The sequence below is a fragment of the Bartonella sp. OC68QHHN genome, from assembly GCF_042193875.1.
Classification (GTDB): Bacteria; Pseudomonadota; Alphaproteobacteria; order Rhizobiales; family Rhizobiaceae; genus Bartonella; species Bartonella grahamii_A.
On record NZ_JBHIME010000078.1, the window covers coordinates 12,594 to 30,178 of the forward strand.

The window sequence follows — 17,585 nt, forward strand, 5'->3', positions numbered from 1 at the left end:
TCCGTGTGGAATGAAACTGTACAAGAAAAAACTAAAAATGCCTCTAATGAACTGTCTCAAATGCCAAGGGTATCGCAACATTGGGGACTGGCAAATATGATGATGCTGCTGGCTTGCTTCTTTGCAAGCGTAAAGATGAGGAGGCTCAATGGATGTGAACAAGAACTGAGAGGTGTTTTTGAATATGCCCATTACACCAAAATGACATTGCATAAAGGGGGACATTTCATGGAGCACAGGGAGCCCCCATGGGACATTCATTATATGGCACTTTATTCTTTTATTCTGGATGTTTTATTTTACGTGAGGAAAATAACTTCCATTCAAAACAAGAGAAGCCCAAAAACTGAAACAATGTGTATCATCCTCTTTAACAGACGCTTTACAGCAACTTTATAGGCATAAATTATAGAGCATAAATAAATTGATGTACAAGCCCCCTGCTCTATCTTAGCGCCTGATCATTATCATAGCCAAAACAAAATCACACGATATATCAACAGAAAGTGTTCTATATGCAATCAACTGAAGCCGATTTTCACAAGACCAACCATACCCCATCCCATGCCATAATTCGAAATCAATACCTCTAAGCTATAAGCTCAAGATATTTCCTACGCTCAAATAGAAATTAGACAGAAAAAAGCACTCTAGATTGGTTTTAGTTATGAAATTTTGGTTGTAAAAAATGGGTATACTGCTCTAAATATCGCAGAAAGAAACAAGGAGCTATTCTTCTCCGAACACCCAAAAACTGTTTTCAGTAATTCGATTTGTCTTCCCACCGGATTATCATCACTCAAGATACAGCCGCCCCTTATTTACCAGAACGCTTAAATTACAGCCGCATATCTAAAAGAAAAAAATGCATGCTCCTAAAAGCAATGAATGAGAAACAAATTGGCGGAAAGTTTCTGGTAATTCGTGCCAATAAAAGGGAAAAAAGTTCTAATGCTGGTGTATGAAGTGACACTTTTACAATTCCTTTTTTATTTGTTCTGATGACATTTCCCCTTCACGCAAAGCAAGGAAACACCTCTAAGAACCCCCAAAGGCTGTTTTGAGCAATTCGATTTGTTTTCCTACTGGATTATCATCTTCTAAGGCACAAGAGGCTGCAGTTTCCCACCCAGCACGCATATACTTTATGCGCGCTTCTAAACGCAATGAATGAGAAACAAATTGGCGGAAAGTTTCTGGCAATTCATGCCAATGAGGAGTTTCAAGTTCCAATGTCGGTGTATGAAGTGACACTTTTACAATTTCTTTTTTTATTTGTTCTGATGACATTTCCCCTTCGCGCTCTGCCCGAAAAAGAAGGAGTTGAGAAGCGATTTGCATAAGTCGTGTACTTAAATACATCGCTTCTTTCGCATAGATTGCAGAAACTTCTGCCGAAAGGGAACGTGCCACTAATTTCCCTTCTGAATCAATATACGCTGCGGTTTTTTCAATCAGCGCCATTGTTTCTTCATAGAGACGATTAAAAGCATTTTCAAAAGCATTATGCTCAATCATGATAATAGGTTCATCATATGGACGTTTATGTACACTCACGCTTTTATACTCCAAGTATCAGCACAAAATTACACCACTCAACGAACAGAGTATTAAAAAGTTTCTTTTGTTGCTGTATAGAACGCTTTTTTTAAAAACTGGTACCTCTTTTAATTTTTTTGCGCAACGCGCTTTTTATTCTAAGGTTAACGCATCCAACAAACACTATAGGACCGTTTTTCTTATAAACGGATCAATTTTCTTGAAAAAGATCACTGCCACGATCGCCGTTTTTCACAATAATAAGCGACTCCAAATTGCAGAGCAATACCCGTTATTATTAATAAGGTATCGGAAAAAAGCGTTCCTGTCATCACTGTTTTTATAATTTGTCCAAACATCGCCAAAATGGTTCCCGTTATAAAGACCGGTAAACTATGTTTTCCTAAGATTGCTAAAGGATGTTTCTGAGAGACATAAAACCATTTATTGATGCACGGTAAAGAAAGAATGAGAAAGGCTAATGCAAGAACATGGAGTAAACGTGGCAAGCTTAAAAAAGTTTTATTAAAGTTCATCAACGGAGAAGACCAGCCAAGCCACCCCAAAATGCCCCACCAGTTTAAGCGAACCCATAACAGCGCCAACAAGAGATACCCTATCGCACAAACAATCCAAAAAGACTGAAAAGCGATTGTTTTTCCTTGTTTAAGCGCTAAAGTACTGGTCAATCCTATGACAAACAAGAATTGCCAAGACAAAGGGTTTAAAAACCACTTTCCCTCTAAAGGATAAGAAGGAGGAGCAATTTTATAAAATCCGCAGATAAGATACAGCGTAAGCGAACCTACAAGCAGCCACTTTATCTGTTTACAACTCAAATAAAGGATAAAAGGCGCAAAAAACATCAAAACGATATAAAGTGGAAGAATATTATTATATCCCAATTGATGCCCAAAACTTAAAGTACTCAAAAATGCGGTAACAGGCTCTGTAAAAAAAAGTCTCACATTATTCATCGATAAAAGTTTTTCTGTTTTCCATAATAAAAAGGCAGCAAAAAAAAGGCTTAACGTGACAAAAGTAGTAAAAAGATATGCACCATAGAGCTGCAAAGCTCTGTACCAAAGTTTTCGGATAATAAAAGCAAAGGATTTTTGCTGTAACCGTCCATGAAAGCTTAACCCAAGAGCAATCCCTGAAAGCAAAACAAACACTTCTGCTGAATCAGAAAAACCAAAATTTCTATGAGTAACAGACTCATAGATCGTTCCGGGAATATGGTTGATGAAAATCGTCAATAAAGCTAAAGAACGAAAAACGTCAATACGTGTATCACGGCGAAAAGGTTGAGCATTATGCTCAAGAACACCTTTGTATTTCATCAGCGGACTCCCACACGTCATAAACCCCTTGAAGTCCCATAAAAATGGTGGTTACCCTTATTGCCAACAAGCATGAACAGGATGAAATTTTAATTTTAAGAGTCAAGTTTCATTTTAAGCATTTATTTTTTAAAAGGCAAAAGTTTTTTTAAAAGCAAAAGAACGAAAAGTATCCATACGTGTATCACAGTAAAAAGGCGACATATTATGCTTAAAAACACGCTCATTTCTCATAAACAGGCTCCTACACACCCATAAATCCTTTAAATTACGTGAAAATGGTAGTCACTTTCATCGCAAATAAGCATAATAGAATGAAACTTTAATTTTTAAGCATTATTTTTTTCTAAGAAACAGGGATTTGACATGACACAACAAAAAAATAAACCAATTGATTCACCTCTTTTCCCTCAGTTGATTTTAACACTTGATGTTCGGCGCAACACCCCACACACATTTTTGCAGCAAATTTTGCAAACAAAGTCTTTTGCATGCGTCATCCTCTATGATTCTGAAAAGTTGAAAGATGATGGCTCTTTTTTACAACAACAAGCGCAAACTTACGCAGAAGATATTCAAAATCATGACGCAGCCCTTCTCATCGCTGATGACAGCCGCATTGCTGGGCGCATAAAGGCTGATGGATTGCACATAGAAGATGATCTTAACGCTCTTGAAAGCTTCAAAAATCAGCAAAAGGAACAAAAAATCATAGGCTTTGGCAATCTACGCAATCGCCATAGTGCTATGCTTGCAGCGGAAACAGGTGTTGATTATCTTCTGTTTGGAAAACTCGGTGCTGATAAAAAACCCCATGCGCACCCCCGCAATCTCCAGTTAGCAACATGGTGGGCAGAGATTATGCAAACCCCCGCCATTATCCAAGCAGGAAGAGATTTTGCAACTTTTGATGAAGTCTTAAAGACTAGATGTGAATTCATTGCCATCGAAGAAGTCATTTTCACCCACGAAAACCCCTTAATACTGCTTAAAACAATGCAAGAAAAATGTGAGAACACCCCCTTGTAATATAGGAGGAGAATTTATAAATAAAGCGTTAATAAAAATCCAAACACTCACCACTATTTACTTATATAGAGCACACAATAACAGATAAAGAGGATACCTCAAAACTCAATAAAACTGCTTAATAATTCAATCAAATGAGATGAAAGATCTATCGTCTTGTTTTCATATAATATATAGAGAAAGGATCATAAAAACTTTCTAGTTCAAAATCTTATAAAAAGAAGACATTATGATTGGGGAAAATGGTCATTTTCAATATTGGTACTGAATACCAATTACCAATAGCTGACAATACAAATATGCAGGGGACATAAAAATGCAATATAGCGGGACGTTTGAAGATCTTACAAACATAATTTGCAAGTGTGGATATCAAATCATAGAAAGTAAATTACTAAAACATGATTCCCCTGAAATATATCAGATCAAAACCTCCGAAGGAGGCACTATTAATTGGTATAAAAGCACAGGAAAACTTCAAGTTCAAGGCAAAGAAAACATAAAACAAAAGTTAATAGAAGATTTAGCAAAGCATATAGAAGAAACATCAACGATTCCTTTCTCAAAAACTGCCCCTAATACCTTAAATAAAAAAATTTTTATCGTTCATGGTCATGATCGTTATGCCTTAAAGGAGCTTGAAAATGCTCTTCTCAAGCTTGGTCTCGAACCATACATCTTACAAAATACGAGTGGCAATGGTTTACCCATCATTCAAACTTTGAAAAAAGAAATTTGTGAAAGTTCTATAGGATTTGGTATTGTACTCCTCACGCATGATGATATGTGCTGTTTTAAATCTAAGGTTGAAGAAACAACACAACCTCGTGCTCGACAAAAAGTTGAAGAAAAAATTCAACCCCGTGCACGACAAAACGTTATTTTCGAAATGGGCATGTTAACTGCCGCACTTCCTCTTGAGAGGATTGCTATTCTACAAAAAGAAGGCGTTGAAATGCTTTCAGATGTTGGTGGAGTTTACTACCTTTCTTTTAAAGAACATGTAAAAGAAACATTTCCAAAACTTATTAAGCGCTTACAAGAAGCTGATTTCTCTTTTAATATAAATGAAATTACTCATGCATTAAATTAAATTTGAATAATGCTTATGTTTATTTTTTAAAGCGCACGCCCAAAACCACAAGGCACCCCGCCACATTCCACAAACACACACATCCTATAGGCTCAAAGAAACGATTTACCCCCCACCCTTCTTCAAACAGCAAGCGATTGTGCAAATTTTAATGAAGAAACCGCAATTCATTACCGTAGAAGAAATCATTTTAGTCCCTTTGATAAACACGGATCTGTTGTCATGATTTTGGTAATCGTTCCAGAGAGATTTAAGAAGCAGATAGCCTCTCATTAAAAAACAAATTTTGTAAGTAAAAAACTATTTTTATTGTAAATTTCCTAAAATTACTTTACGAATTAAAAGATGTTTTGGTCGCATACGCAACGACCAAGAGGGTCTTGAAAGCCCGAAAATCTAAACATGAATTTACCCCACTCTGTGGGTATCCCGGAATTCCGGGAGTTTTTGCTATGTCCAGGTGCTTTAAGCACTAAAAGCAAAAAAAGCTGATTAGATTTCAGTACTTTCAAGCTCCCGGAATACTCATGCGAGGGCGCTCGCGACCGGCGGGGGGCTTTGAAATGCAAACAAAAGATCTTGATAATGATATTTTCATTGGCAAAAAAATTCGTTTGAGACGAAAAATGTTGAAGATGTCTCAAAAAACATTAGGTCAACATTTAGGTGTCACCTTCCAACAAATCCAAAAATATGAAAAAGGCTTAAATCGTGTTAGCGCAGGGCGATTAAAGAAAATTTCTGATATCTTGAATGTTCCACTTTCCTTTTTTTATGCGGATATCCTAACAAAACAACAGCCCCCATACCACCATGATGAAATCGCATCAAGCACAGAGGAATATCTGCTGCTCAAAAGATTTAGAACTCTCACAACAGTAAAAAAGAAAGCCTTTTTACAGCTGATCTCTGATGAGAATGCAAGCTAACATCACGCGATAGCGTGCGCTATTCAAAGTCCCCCTTTGTGAACACTTTATTGCTTGAATGCAAAACATGCCACCCCTCCATTTTAAGAAACGACACGTTAAGAGACACTATTTTAATTTTTATTGTAAATTTCCTGAAATTACTTTATGAATTAAAAGATGTTTTGGTCGCATACGCAACGACCAAAAGGGGCCTTGAAAACCCTAAGTTCTAGCGTAAAAATAAACCCACTCTGTGGGTGTCCCGGAATTCCGGGAGTTTTTGCTATGTCCAGGTGCTCTTAGCACTAAAAGCAAAAAAGGCTGACTAGAACTCAGTATTTTCAAGCTCCCGGAATACTCATGCGAGGGCGCTCGCGACCGGCGGGGGGCTTTGAAATGCAAACAAAAGATCTTAATATTGATCTTTTCATTGGCAAAAAAATTCGTTTGAGACGAAAAATGTTGAAGATGTCTCAAAAAACATTAGGTCAACATTTAGGTGTCACCTTCCAACAAATCCAAAAATATGAAAAAGGCTTAAATCGTGTTAGCGCAGGGCGATTAAAGAAAATTTCTGATATCTTGAATGTTCCACTTTCCTTTTTTTATGCGGATATCCTAACAAAACAACAGCCCCCATACCACCATGATGAAATCGCATCAAGCACAGAGGAATATCTGCTGCTCAAAAGATTTAGAACTCTCACAACAGTAAAAAAGAAAGCCTTTTTACAGCTGATCTCTGATGAGAATGCAAGCTAACATCACACGGATAGCGTGCGCTATTCATAAACATTCATACGTATTTTAAAAAGCAACCTCCATTGCAAGCCTTTTTTCATTTTAGGGGGAGAAGCCCTTAATATAATGGAAGATAAGCATCTTTACATACGATAACCTTTCATCATTATTATTTTTAACAGAACTGTTTTAAACAGTCTGTCTCTCGTCGACATTTATGCTACTTTTTTAACTTACCCAACCCTACCTTGAACCAAGACGAAAAACTGAGAGATAAAAAGTAATATAGAAATGAAATTCTTATACGGCTTGTAATGATGAAAAAAAAATGTGAAAATTCTGATCGGTAATGAGGAGAAAACACCATGATCAAGAGAAGTGTGAAGCTGCTTATCTTAGGCGTGATTGGGCTTGCAAGTTCTGCTGTAAGTTCAGCGGGAAACACTGAAGAAATCTCAAATTCTGAAAGCTCTTTCAATACGATTCAAGAAGCTTCAAACACTCAAGAACCTTTTAAGCCCTTAAAAGCTGGAGACTATGACCAAGCCTATGACTATTACATCCAAGGTTATTATTTAAAAGCTTTTCGTGAAGCACTCCGACGTGCTGAAAAAAATGATCCTTTTGCACAAACTCTTCTTGCCCGAATTTATATGGAAGGATGTGCTGTTCCTATTGACGGTGCGCGTGCTGCTTTATGGTTTGAACGCGCTGCAAAACAGGGGGAACCCCAAGCACAACTCCGCTATGGACTTATGTTGTTTGATGGTCACTTTATAAAACAAAATCAAGAGCTTGGTGAACAGTTCATTCAAAAAGCTGTCAATGCAGGCGTCAAGGAAGCCTATTTTTATTATGGACAACTTCTTCTTTATAAATCCTCACGTGAAAAACAAGCTCTCCCCGGTGTTTTTTCCCAAAGTCGTGAAAATGAAGCAATCGAGCAAGCCTTAAAATTGTACTTAAAAGGTGCTGCTCTTGGGGATGCTGAAGCTGCTTTTTCTGCTGCAAAAATTCTTGCCTTAGGCACGTTAAAACGACCAAAGGATGATCGCAATGCCCGCAAGCTCATGGAGGTAGCGGCTCAAAACAACCACTTAAAAGCTCAACTTCATTTAGCACAATGGCTTATACAAGGGCGTGGAGGAGAAACAGATTTTCACCGTGCTTTTCATTTACTGCAAAGAAATGCCATCAACATGATTGCGCCAGCACAGATTTCCCTTGCAAGGCTTTATCGAGATGGCACAGGAACAAAAGGCGATATAATAATGGCAGCGGCATGGTATATGCTCGCAAAGGAGGCAAAAATGCAAGCCCCTGACCTTGAAATAATGCTCCAAGGCATGGACAAAACACAACTAGAAAAAGCGCGCAAAGAAGCAATAAAGCTCCTTCCTGTTTTTTAAAGTACTCCTCTCTGTTCAAAGAGATAAAATTTATAGAAATTCCGGGAGATTTTGCACTGTCCAGGTGCTTTAAGCACTAAAAGCAAAAAGGCTGATTTGAGTTCAGTATTTTCAAGCTCCCGGAATACTCATGCGAGGGCGCTCGCACCCCGTCGGGGGGAAATACAAACCAAAAATCTTTATAACGACATTTTCATTGGAAAAGAAAACGCACTGGTATCATTTGCTTAAGCAAACAATATCCAATAAGCAAAAGAACGAGGTTATCGCAAAAATTCCAAAAGCTCTATTTTTTTCATTCTTTTTGCTTGGATGAAAAACACGCCGACTCTCATTAAAAAACTATTTTTTATTGTAAATTTGCTGAAATTACTTTATGACTTTAAAAGTGTCTTGGTCGCATACGCAACGACCAATAGGGATCTAAAAACCCGAAAACTCAAACATGAATTTACCCCACTTTGTGGGTGTCCCGGAATTCCGGGAGATTTTGCTATGTCCAGGTGCTTCTCAGCACTAAAAGCAAAATGCTGATTTGAGTTCAGTGTTTTTAGACTCCCGGAATACCAACGCGAGGGCGCTCGCAACCGGCGGGGGCTTTAAAATGCAAGCCAAAAATCTTGATAACGACATTTTCATTGGCAAAAAAATTCGTTTGAGACGAAAAATGCTAAAAATGTCTCAAAAAACATTAGGTCAACATTTAGGTGTTACTTTCCAACAAATCCAGAAATATGAAAACGGCTTAAATCGTGTCAGCGCAGGGCGTTTAAAAGAAATTGCCGATATCTTAAATGTTCCGGTTTCCTTTTTCTATGCGGATATCATCACAAAACAACAGCTCCCATACCCTCATGATGAAATCGCATCAAGTACAGAGGAATACCTACTGCTCAAAAGATTTAGAGTTCTAACCTCGATAAAACAAAGAGCCATTTTACAATTACTCTCTGATCAGAATGAGAACTTTTAACATCATAATATAGAGCACTACACTCTCTGTTCTTAACTTGCCTCCCACCCCTCAAAGGACAGATGCCCCTTCCCTATCCGGTTGGTAAACAATCCATCTTCTCAGAACAGAACTCTTTTAGCTTCCCATTTCATGTGGTTCATTTCACAAGATTATCCGGACAAGCCCCCCTCATATATTCACCACACACTCTCATAAAAATATCACATGTGCAAAATTTGATGCCTTATAGCACCATACCTAAAACGATAACATTTTACAGCAAACAGGATAAGCATTCATACGTATTTAAAAAAGATAGCCCTCAAAAAGCAATGCTTGAAAATTTTTTTGATCGATCTGGAACAGCACCTAACGCCTCATTTTATAATGGTGATAGAGGATATAATCTTAACATGCAAACGCAAAAAATTGCTTTTTTATCGCAATCACCAAAAGCAGCTGTTTATTAAAATATACGCCACCAGAAGCACTTCAAGCAGCCTTTACAGCTGAAACCATTATTCATTGATTAATTAACCGATTGATTAGATACCGATATGTTGTTAATGTGCTATAGGTAAAGTTGCTCTTATTTCTGGAATAGGAGCTTCGCAAAAAAGAGCAACAATAAGTAAGGGGAATTAACGATGTTAAAATATTTATTGCTGTCACCGGTTGTGTTGGTGGCAGGTTGCGTATCTGTAGGCAATTATTCATCAAATTATGTTGATCAAAGTCTTACAAAGCGTCAGGCACAATTAGTCGCTAACAAATTTATTAGCGATATCAAGAGACCTCTACCACCAGCTACAACCACATTTCTTATAAAGAAAAATAATACAGCAGACAACTTTACTCCTTTATTTATCAATCTGTTGCGACGGAATGGATATAATGTGATCTATACAGATCAACCTCAAAAGCAACAAAACATGGGTGTGAATTTGAGGTATAGAATAAAATTAAATAGTAGCACTATAGTGTCTCTTTTTCAGTATAGTGTGAACGGAGAACTACGTGCTCATATAAGTACTCAGCCCAAATGAACCCGCTATTTAATGTAAACATTCTCTATATTTTACACGTAAAGACTTAAAAGCTCTTGCGAAAGGCAAAGAGATTTGCACCTCAATAAAAAACCTCATTTTTAGCCAGAGTAGATAAATTTTATTATAGATTGTAACAATACAAAATAGTGTAAGTTATAGCTTTAAGATTTAAAGAAAGAAGAATACTAAAAAATAATGAAAATGTCCCATACCCTAGCAAATTATTACGCGAAGATGTAAATGCAAAACTTGGACTATCTGTGATTGAAGCAGCTGAATAGCTTTCTAGATCCCGTGTAGCATTTTCTAGGGTATCGGTAAAAATCCTTATAACGATATTTTCAGTGGCAAATTCATTGGCAACAAAATTCGCTTTAAAAGAAAAATGTTGAAGATGCCTCAAAAAACATTAGCTCAACATTTGGGTGTTACTTTCCAACAAATCCAGAAATATGAAAATGGCTTAAATCGTGTCAGCGCAGGGCGTTTAAAAGAAATTTCTGATTCTTGAATGTTCCACTTTCCTTTTTCTATGCTGATATCTTAACAAAACAACAGCCCACATACCACCATGATGAAATCGCATCAAGCACAGAGGAATACCTGCTGCTCAAAAGATTTAGAACTCTAACCACTGTAAAAAAGAGAGCTATTTTACAGCTCATCGCTGATGAGAATACAAGCTAACATCATACGATAGCACACACCACGCTCTATCCCATGAGACACTATAACAAACTCCCATGCAAATATTCATCACATATTCTCATAAGAACACCTCATGGTTTTACGGAACTTATATCATTGCTATCAATGATGATATTTTACGCCACAACGGGATAAATTTCCCTAAAAATTCTAAAAAATTTTGTGCAAATTTTTAAAAAGCTTGCGTCTAAGCGCTTTTTATGGTCTTGCAAAGAACTGAAAAGTAAAAATACATAAAGGTCCTTTTTTACTCAAGCTTTTCTCTTTGCAAAAAACATGAGAAAGCCCATGAAGAGCACACAGGACCATGAGAGAGCCGCAAGGCTAATCAAAGGGGTTTTGGAGCCCAAAAATAACAAAAGAGCTTGACCGTTAAAGGCAGCAAAGAAAAGCGCCATAAAGACAACAAGAGAGTTCTTTTTGCAAGAATAGAATTGGATAGAAACGATGAAAATTAATGGCAATGAAATTCGCCCTGGTAATGTGATCGAACATCAAGGAAGCTTATGGGTTGCTGTTAAATGCAACGCTGTAAAACCAGGAAAAGGTGGTGCATTTAACCAAGTTGAAATGAAAAATTTGATTGATGGTACAAAACTTAATGAGCGATTTCGCGCTGCTGAGACCGTTGAACGCGTGCGCCTTGAACAAAAGGATTTCACATTTCTTTATCAACAAGGGGATGCTTTGGTCTTTATGGATTCACAATCCTACGAACAACTTGAACTTCAAAAGGATTTTGTTGGTGAACGTGCTGCTTTTCTCCAAGATGGGATGACTGTCACAGTTGAACTTTATCAAGAAAAACCTATTGGCATCTCACTTCCTGATCAAGTTGCTGTCACGATTGCAGAAGCCGATCCTGCTATCAAAGGACAAACGGTTACCTCCTCTTATAAACCTGCCATTCTTGAAAACGGGATTCGTATTCTTGTACCACCCTTTATGAATGCTGGTGAACGTGTCATTGTCGACACCAATGAATTGATTTATTTGCGTCGCGCAAATGAAAAAGATAAATAAAGGAATAAAAAATGGCCCATTCTGCAGTCATGAATGTCATGGTGCAAGCTGCAATGAAAGCAGGACGCTCGTTGGTGCGTGATTACGGTGAAGTGCAAAATTTGCAAGTGTCTTTGAAAGGACCAGCAGATTACGTCAGCCAAGCAGATCGCAAAGCGGAAAAAATTATTTTTAATGAATTAAGCAAAGCGCGCCCCAAATTTGGTTTTCTGATGGAAGAGTCTGAAGAAATCATTGGCGAAGATTCCCAACATCGTTTCATTGTTGACCCTTTAGATGGCACCACAAATTTTCTCCATGGCATTCCTTTTTTTGCTGTTTCCATTGCCTTAGAAAGTCAAGGGAAAATCGTTGGTGGTGTCATTTACAATCCCGTAAGTGATGAACTCTTTACTGCAGAACGCGGGTGTGGTGCTTTTTTTAATGACCGACGCTGTCGCGTTTCTGCTCGACGCAGACTAGAAGATTGTGTCATTGCCACAGGCATGCCTCATTTTGGCCGCCCAAATCATGGAACTTATCTTATTGAATTACGCAATGTGATGGCGGAAGTTGCCGGACTTCGCCGTTTTGGCGCTGCTGCTCTTGATTTAGCTTATGTTGCTTCTGGCCGAACCGATGGCTTTTGGGAAGACAACCTGCAAATTTGGGATATGGCTGCTGGAATATTGATGGTTCGCGAAGCCGGTGGTTTTGTCACCGATAAAGAAGGCGGTAACAATATATTTCGCAAAAAAAATATCATTGCCGGAAATGAACACATTCGCATCAAACTAGAAAATACCCTCAAAAAAGGCATTTAGACCTCGGGAATAGTGTCTTTTTAAAAGACAATGCTAAAAAGTTCAACTTTGCAACATCGCCATCTGGATATTCCTCATCACACAACCTTATCTTTTATTGAATTGCGCAAGTAATGATGGAAGTTGCTGAACTTCGCCATCTTGGCGCTGCAAACATGGTTATGATGGTTTGACATAAGACAATCCTATGGTATTCATGATCTCTCATGAAAAACAATGTATTATCCTTATAAATCAACGTGAGGGTGCTGTTATGAAGAGACCCCCTTGCACATCTTAATAGTCCATAGAGATTGACGGGGTATCATTTTATATTCTGTACCCAGATAAAGTATTTTTATAAAAATGCTCCATCTCACGCAGAAAAAAACAGTCCGTTAAGACTTTAAAAAGAAAAATACTTCAATTCTTGTCCCTTTTCTTCCATGAGAGCTTCAAATTGATAAGCCTATCTGAAAAGAGTGCTGTTTATGCCCTTGAAGATACTGCTCTTTATAATGATCACTTACTTAGGTGAAAATTGGAGTTTTGCCAAGTAGGCATAGACGCCATTTTTTGCCACAAGTTCTGTATGTGTTCCTTCTTCTACAAGAGAGCCTTTATCCATTACGAGAATACGATCAGCTTTTAAAATTGTTGCCAAACGATGTGCAATGACCAAGGTTGTACGATTTTGCATCAATCCTTCTAAGGCGTCTTGCACTAACTTTTCACTGTTTGCATCTAAAGCGGATGTTGCTTCATCAAGCAGTAACAGGGGTGCATTTCTTAGAAGTGCCCGTGCAATACCGATGCGTTGTTTTTGCCCCCCAGAAAGCATGGTACCACGTTCTCCTACTTGCGTATCCAAGCCATCTGGTAAAGCTTGAATAAATTCAAGTGCATTAGCCGCTTTAGCGGCAGCAAGAATGTCCTCTTCATGGGGATTTTCAGTTCCAAAAAAAGAAGGACAGTTTGCAATTATTTTATTTCAAGTCATTATACTCTACAAGAAAGGATTTATGCTCGTATTTCAAACTGATTTTTAAATTTAAAAACGCAGCCACCAAGATTTATTAGTGTCTAAGATCGCATCTATTTATGTTGGATGCGTTTTTGAATTAATATTTAAAGTGCACTCTTTAACAGCATAAAAAAAACCATCACCTACAATTAGGGCAATCATTTTTTTAAAACTTGTGCTCTTTATAATCAGTAATAGGCTTTTACATGCCAATATTACCAAAACGATTTTTGAATTTAGAAAGACGACCGCCACGGTCTACGAGTGTTTGGGAGCCACCTGTCCATGCTGGATGCGTTCTTGGATCAATATCTAGATTAAGAGTATCGCCTTCTTTTCCCCAAGTAGAGCGCGTTGTATATTGGGTTCCATCCGTCATAACAACGGTAATTGTGTGATAGTTGGGATGAATATTCGCTTTCATGCGTAAAAACCTTTTGCGTTTATAGAATGAAATAGCACTTGCTTGATTTTTTTAAGTGCGCTTCCTTTGTCTTTTTGATACATTGATTAAAGTATTTATTCCTATAACTGAGCACGCATAAAAAAACAAGTGTTCAAGATGCATCGTTGTATCAAGTGTTATAAATTCAATATAGTGAGCGAAACCTTATGAATCTCTTCAATCATTCAGAAAAATCTACAAAGTCTTCCCCTAGAAAATCTTCATTTTCTTCGCTTGCAATTTTTTTTCCTTATCTTTTGCGCTATCGTTGGTTGTTTATCTTTGCCTTTCTAGCGTTATCTGTTGCTGCTCTTGTCACATTAGCTTTGCCTCTGGCTATCCGACAAATGTTTGATCATGGGTTTTCTACTTCAAGCCACGAACATATCAATTTTTACTTCGGAGTTTTGTTTATCTTAGCCTTGCTTCTCGCCTTTGCTTCTGCTGGTCGTTATTACTGTGTTATCACATTGGGAGAACGGATTGTTGCCGATTTACGGCGTGATGTGTTTATTCATATTATGAAACTTTCTCCTGCTTTTTTTGATCGGTCGCATTCAGGAGAGATTGTTTCAAGGCTTCTAACAGATACCACACAAATAAAATTAGCTGTGGGTTCTACCGCCTCTACTGCTTTGCGTCAGTTGATTATAGTGATCGGAGCCGTTGTGATGATGGTGATTACCAATGCTAAATTGTCTTTGTTGGTTTTGGTTGCTATTCCTGTTGTGGCCATTCCCTTGGTGGTTTTTGGGCGTAAAGTTCGTGCGCGTACGCGTGCGGCGCAAGATCGTCTTGCAGATGCCAATGCTGTTGCTACAGAACAGGTAAGTGCTATTCGCACTGTGCAAGCTTTTACCGCAGAAAAACGCGTTGCAACACGTTTTTCACAATTGATAGAACGTGCTTTTCAAACAGCACGTGCTTCTGTGATCCTGCGCTCCTTTTTTACGGGTTTTGCAATTTTTTTGGTTTTTAGCAGTGTGGTTGCTGTTTTATGGATTGGGTCGCGCGATGTTTTGAATGGAACGATGACAGGCGGGACATTAGGGCAATTTGTCCTTTATGCGGTTTTTGGAGCTTCCACTTTTGCGCAATTATCGGAACTGGGGGCTGAGTTAATCCAAGCAGCAGGCGCTGCTGAGCGTCTTTCCGAATTGTTACAAGAACAACCTGCTATTGTAGCTCCTAAAAATCCTTTATCATTGGAACAACCTGTTCGAGGCGAACTTGTTTTTGATCAGGTTGATTTTACTTATCCTTCTAGACCACAAGAGAAGATTTTACGCTCGCTTTCGTTTTCTGTGAAGGCAGGCGAAACGGTTGCTTTTGTTGGGGCTTCAGGAGCAGGAAAAAGCACCATTTTTTCTTTGATCCTTCGTTTTTATGACCCGATAAGTGGAACAATTTTGTTGGATGGCATGGAAATTAATCGCCTTTCTTTGCAAGATTTGCGCAGCGCAATTTCCTATGTTCCACAGGATGTCGCCATTTTTGATGGAACATTGCGTGATAATATTATTTTTGGAACTGAAAATCCCCATGAAGAGGACATTCTTGCTGCCGCTAAAGCGGCTAATGCACTTGAATTTATTCAAGCTTTACCAGATGGCTTGGATACGCAAGTAGGAGAACGTGGTACCATGCTTTCTGGGGGGCAAAAACAACGCATCGGTATTGCACGGGCAATTCTAAGAAATGCACCCCTGTTACTGCTTGATGAAGCAACATCCGCTTTAGATGCAAACAGTGAAAAGTTAGTGCAAGACGCCTTAGAAGGATTGATGCAAAATCGTACAACCTTGGTCATTGCACATCGTTTGGCAACAATTTTAAAAGCTGATCGTATTCTCGTAATGGATAAAGGCTCTCTTGTAGAAGAAGGAACACATACAGAACTTGTGGCAAAAAATGGCGTCTATGCCTACTTGGCAAAACTCCAATTTTCACCTAAGTAAGTGATCATTATAAAGAGCAGTATCTTCAAGGGCATAAACAGCACTCTTTTCAGATAGGCTTATCAATTTGAAGCTCTCATGGAAGAAAAGGGACAAGAATTGAGATATTTTTCTTTTTAAAGTCTTAACGGACTATTTTTTTCTGCGTGAGATGGAGCATTTTTATAAAAATACTTTATCTGGGTACAGAATATAAAATGATACCCCGTCAATCTCTATGGACTATTAAGATGTGCAAGGGGATCTCTTCATAACAGCACCCTCACGTTGATTTATAAGGATAATACATTGTTTTTCATGAGAGATCATGAATACCATAGGATTGTCTTATGTCAAACCATTCATAGTGAATCAAACAAGACCTCTTTCTTGCACATCACAAGCAGAGTCAGCATGTGGAGTGAAACTAGTATAAGAAAGAAGGAAAATACCTCTCTTACCCCTTTAAGTTCTAAGGACTGCCACAACATTGGGGCGCTAGAGTATAATCGTGCTAGCTTGCTGAGTCCCTCATGCAGCTCACTTGATAGGCTCTACGGACACAAGCTCTATCCTAAAGGCTTACCACGCTCTCTAAAAAACTTAATATGAAAAATTTTTCACGCTCTCTATCACCGCCCTAAACAATAGTGTTTACCAAAAATCATGGCAAATTGTAATTCACAAATACGCTTCTTTCATCTGCAAGAGTATCCTTTTATTCTCTTTCAAAAAAACGAACACTTTTTGAACATTGTTTGCAGATCCGTATTACTGAAAAAGAGCAACGACTCTTTTAGCGCTTTTGGGCTTCTTATAACTTTTGTGTAAGCGCGTATAAGCAACAAGCTTTTATAATAAACCAGTTGTTGGAAAAATCGTAAAATTTTATCAAATTTATTGTTTGTAAATATCACCACTACGACTACTGTTCTGCTCTTGCAGACAGGCAGCCTCAAAACACTTTCTCTTTACTCAAAAATCGTCCCTCCAGCTCTCTCTTCCAGTCATAGCCTATAAAAATAAGGATAGAGTGCTTTGATTGGACACCTTCACACCACCACCAACCCCATCATTTATATTTAAAGCTCTCATACTTTATAGCACCCCCTGTCGTGCTTTAAGAAAGCATTTTAACGATGATAGGAACGTGTACAAAGAGGATATATCTTTAGGGTATTTACGTTTTAAAGCTTGCACTAAATCATATTTTTTTTGCATAGCTAGCCAAGCGTATGCAGAACTGACACCCTAACCATTTCAAACCGTTCAGCTGTTTCCGTAACAGATAAGCCAAATTCTACGATTATATCTTCAACCACGAGTTCACCTATATGCAGAGGATTTTCCATCATTTTTTAGCGCTCCCTCTTCAATAATCCTCTAGATAATCAACTAATTCAGCATCTATACCAGCAAAGCGAAATATTACGTGCTAATTTTCCTTTACAATCATTAACCAATAGTCCTCAAAATGTCCTTTTAGCGAATAGAACTAAAAGGATGAGTTATTCAAAATCATTTGGTGATATAGCTATATCAAGAGCACCTAAAATACGCCGTAGTTGCTAAGTATAGGCGATTTCTCTCCCTTTAT

16 protein-coding genes and 2 pseudogenes are annotated in these 17,585 nt (G+C 38.0%); 13 read left to right on the forward strand and 5 right to left on the reverse strand.

Annotated features, from left to right (window positions below; all coding sequences use genetic code 11):
- Positions 1-3 precede the first annotated feature (3 nt).
- Positions 4-399, forward strand: coding sequence for a hypothetical protein (locus ACFIJ0_RS08395; RefSeq protein WP_375643923.1), 396 nt, complete (start codon positions 4-6; stop codon positions 397-399).
- A 639-nt stretch (positions 400-1,038) separates the two neighbouring features.
- On the opposite strand, the gene ACFIJ0_RS08400 is transcribed toward ACFIJ0_RS08395, so the two are convergent.
- Positions 1,039-1,557 (reverse strand): DUF1465 family protein, encoded by a 519-nt coding sequence (locus tag ACFIJ0_RS08400; RefSeq protein WP_375623276.1) that lies wholly within the window; start codon positions 1,555-1,557, stop codon positions 1,039-1,041.
- A gap of 212 nt (positions 1,558-1,769) precedes the next feature.
- A complete protein-coding gene (locus tag ACFIJ0_RS08405; RefSeq protein ID WP_375623277.1) occupies positions 1,770-2,882 on the reverse strand; it encodes an OpgC family protein in 1,113 nt (370 codons plus the stop codon).
- 366 nt (positions 2,883-3,248) lie between these two features.
- Here ACFIJ0_RS08405 and ACFIJ0_RS08410 point away from each other — a divergent pair, with 366 nt between their 5' ends.
- The 11 genes and pseudogenes from ACFIJ0_RS08410 (at position 3,249) to ACFIJ0_RS08460 (ending at position 12,603) form a co-directional block, all read left to right on the forward strand.
- Positions 3,249-3,911 carry a thiamine phosphate synthase gene (locus ACFIJ0_RS08410; protein WP_375643922.1) on the forward strand — a complete coding sequence of 221 codons (663 nt, stop codon included), beginning with the start codon at positions 3,249-3,251 and terminating at the stop codon, positions 3,909-3,911.
- A 316-nt stretch (positions 3,912-4,227) separates the two neighbouring features.
- Complete coding sequence (locus ACFIJ0_RS08415; protein ID WP_375643920.1) at positions 4,228-5,004, forward strand: TIR domain-containing protein; 777 nt, start codon at positions 4,228-4,230, stop codon at positions 5,002-5,004.
- Positions 5,005-5,531: 527 nt separating this feature from the next.
- Positions 5,532-5,933, forward strand: coding sequence for a helix-turn-helix domain-containing protein (locus ACFIJ0_RS08420; RefSeq protein WP_375645274.1), 402 nt, complete (start codon positions 5,532-5,534; stop codon positions 5,931-5,933).
- Positions 5,934-6,275: 342 nt separating this feature from the next.
- Positions 6,276-6,677, forward strand: coding sequence for a helix-turn-helix domain-containing protein (locus ACFIJ0_RS08425; protein WP_375661460.1), 402 nt, complete (start codon positions 6,276-6,278; stop codon positions 6,675-6,677).
- Positions 6,678-7,021: 344 nt separating this feature from the next.
- The gene (locus ACFIJ0_RS08430; protein ID WP_375644203.1) at positions 7,022-8,065 is read left to right on the forward strand and encodes a tetratricopeptide repeat protein; all 1,044 of its coding nucleotides are present in this window, start codon (positions 7,022-7,024) and stop codon (positions 8,063-8,065) included.
- A 604-nt stretch (positions 8,066-8,669) separates the two neighbouring features.
- Positions 8,670-9,038 (forward strand): helix-turn-helix domain-containing protein, encoded by a 369-nt coding sequence (locus ACFIJ0_RS08435; RefSeq protein WP_375644205.1) that lies wholly within the window; start codon positions 8,670-8,672, stop codon positions 9,036-9,038.
- A 209-nt stretch (positions 9,039-9,247) separates the two neighbouring features.
- On the forward strand, positions 9,248-9,490 hold the full coding sequence (locus ACFIJ0_RS08440) for a hypothetical protein (protein WP_375636909.1): 243 nt from the start codon (positions 9,248-9,250) through the stop codon (positions 9,488-9,490).
- Between the two features lie 177 nt (positions 9,491-9,667).
- Complete coding sequence (locus ACFIJ0_RS08445; protein WP_375624285.1) at positions 9,668-10,066, forward strand: hypothetical protein; 399 nt, start codon at positions 9,668-9,670, stop codon at positions 10,064-10,066.
- Between the two features lie 316 nt (positions 10,067-10,382).
- Positions 10,383-10,756 (forward strand): annotated as a pseudogene (locus ACFIJ0_RS08450) (helix-turn-helix domain-containing protein).
- Positions 10,757-11,224: 468 nt separating this feature from the next.
- Positions 11,225-11,800, forward strand: coding sequence for an elongation factor P (gene efp, locus ACFIJ0_RS08455; protein ID WP_375624283.1), 576 nt, complete (start codon positions 11,225-11,227; stop codon positions 11,798-11,800).
- 11 nt (positions 11,801-11,811) lie between these two features.
- Positions 11,812-12,603 carry an inositol monophosphatase family protein gene (locus ACFIJ0_RS08460; RefSeq protein WP_375624282.1) on the forward strand — a complete coding sequence of 264 codons (792 nt, stop codon included), beginning with the start codon at positions 11,812-11,814 and terminating at the stop codon, positions 12,601-12,603.
- Between the two features lie 505 nt (positions 12,604-13,108).
- Here the strand turns inward: ACFIJ0_RS08460 and ACFIJ0_RS08465 are convergent.
- A pseudogene (locus ACFIJ0_RS08465) lies at positions 13,109-13,543 on the reverse strand (ATP-binding cassette domain-containing protein); the annotation flags it as partial.
- Between the two features lie 265 nt (positions 13,544-13,808).
- Positions 13,809-14,030 (reverse strand): 50S ribosomal protein L31, encoded by a 222-nt coding sequence (gene rpmE, locus ACFIJ0_RS08470; RefSeq protein ID WP_330168255.1) that lies wholly within the window; start codon positions 14,028-14,030, stop codon positions 13,809-13,811.
- Positions 14,031-14,218: 188 nt separating this feature from the next.
- On the opposite strand from rpmE, the gene ACFIJ0_RS08475 reads away from it, so the two are divergent.
- On the forward strand, positions 14,219-16,009 hold the full coding sequence (locus tag ACFIJ0_RS08475; RefSeq protein ID WP_375636912.1) for an ABC transporter transmembrane domain-containing protein: 1,791 nt from the start codon (positions 14,219-14,221) through the stop codon (positions 16,007-16,009).
- Between the two features lie 1,202 nt (positions 16,010-17,211).
- Here the strand turns inward: ACFIJ0_RS08475 and ACFIJ0_RS08480 are convergent.
- The gene (locus ACFIJ0_RS08480) at positions 17,212-17,343 is read right to left on the reverse strand and encodes a hypothetical protein (RefSeq protein WP_375624309.1); all 132 of its coding nucleotides are present in this window, start codon (positions 17,341-17,343) and stop codon (positions 17,212-17,214) included.
- Positions 17,344-17,585: the final 242 nt, after the last annotated feature.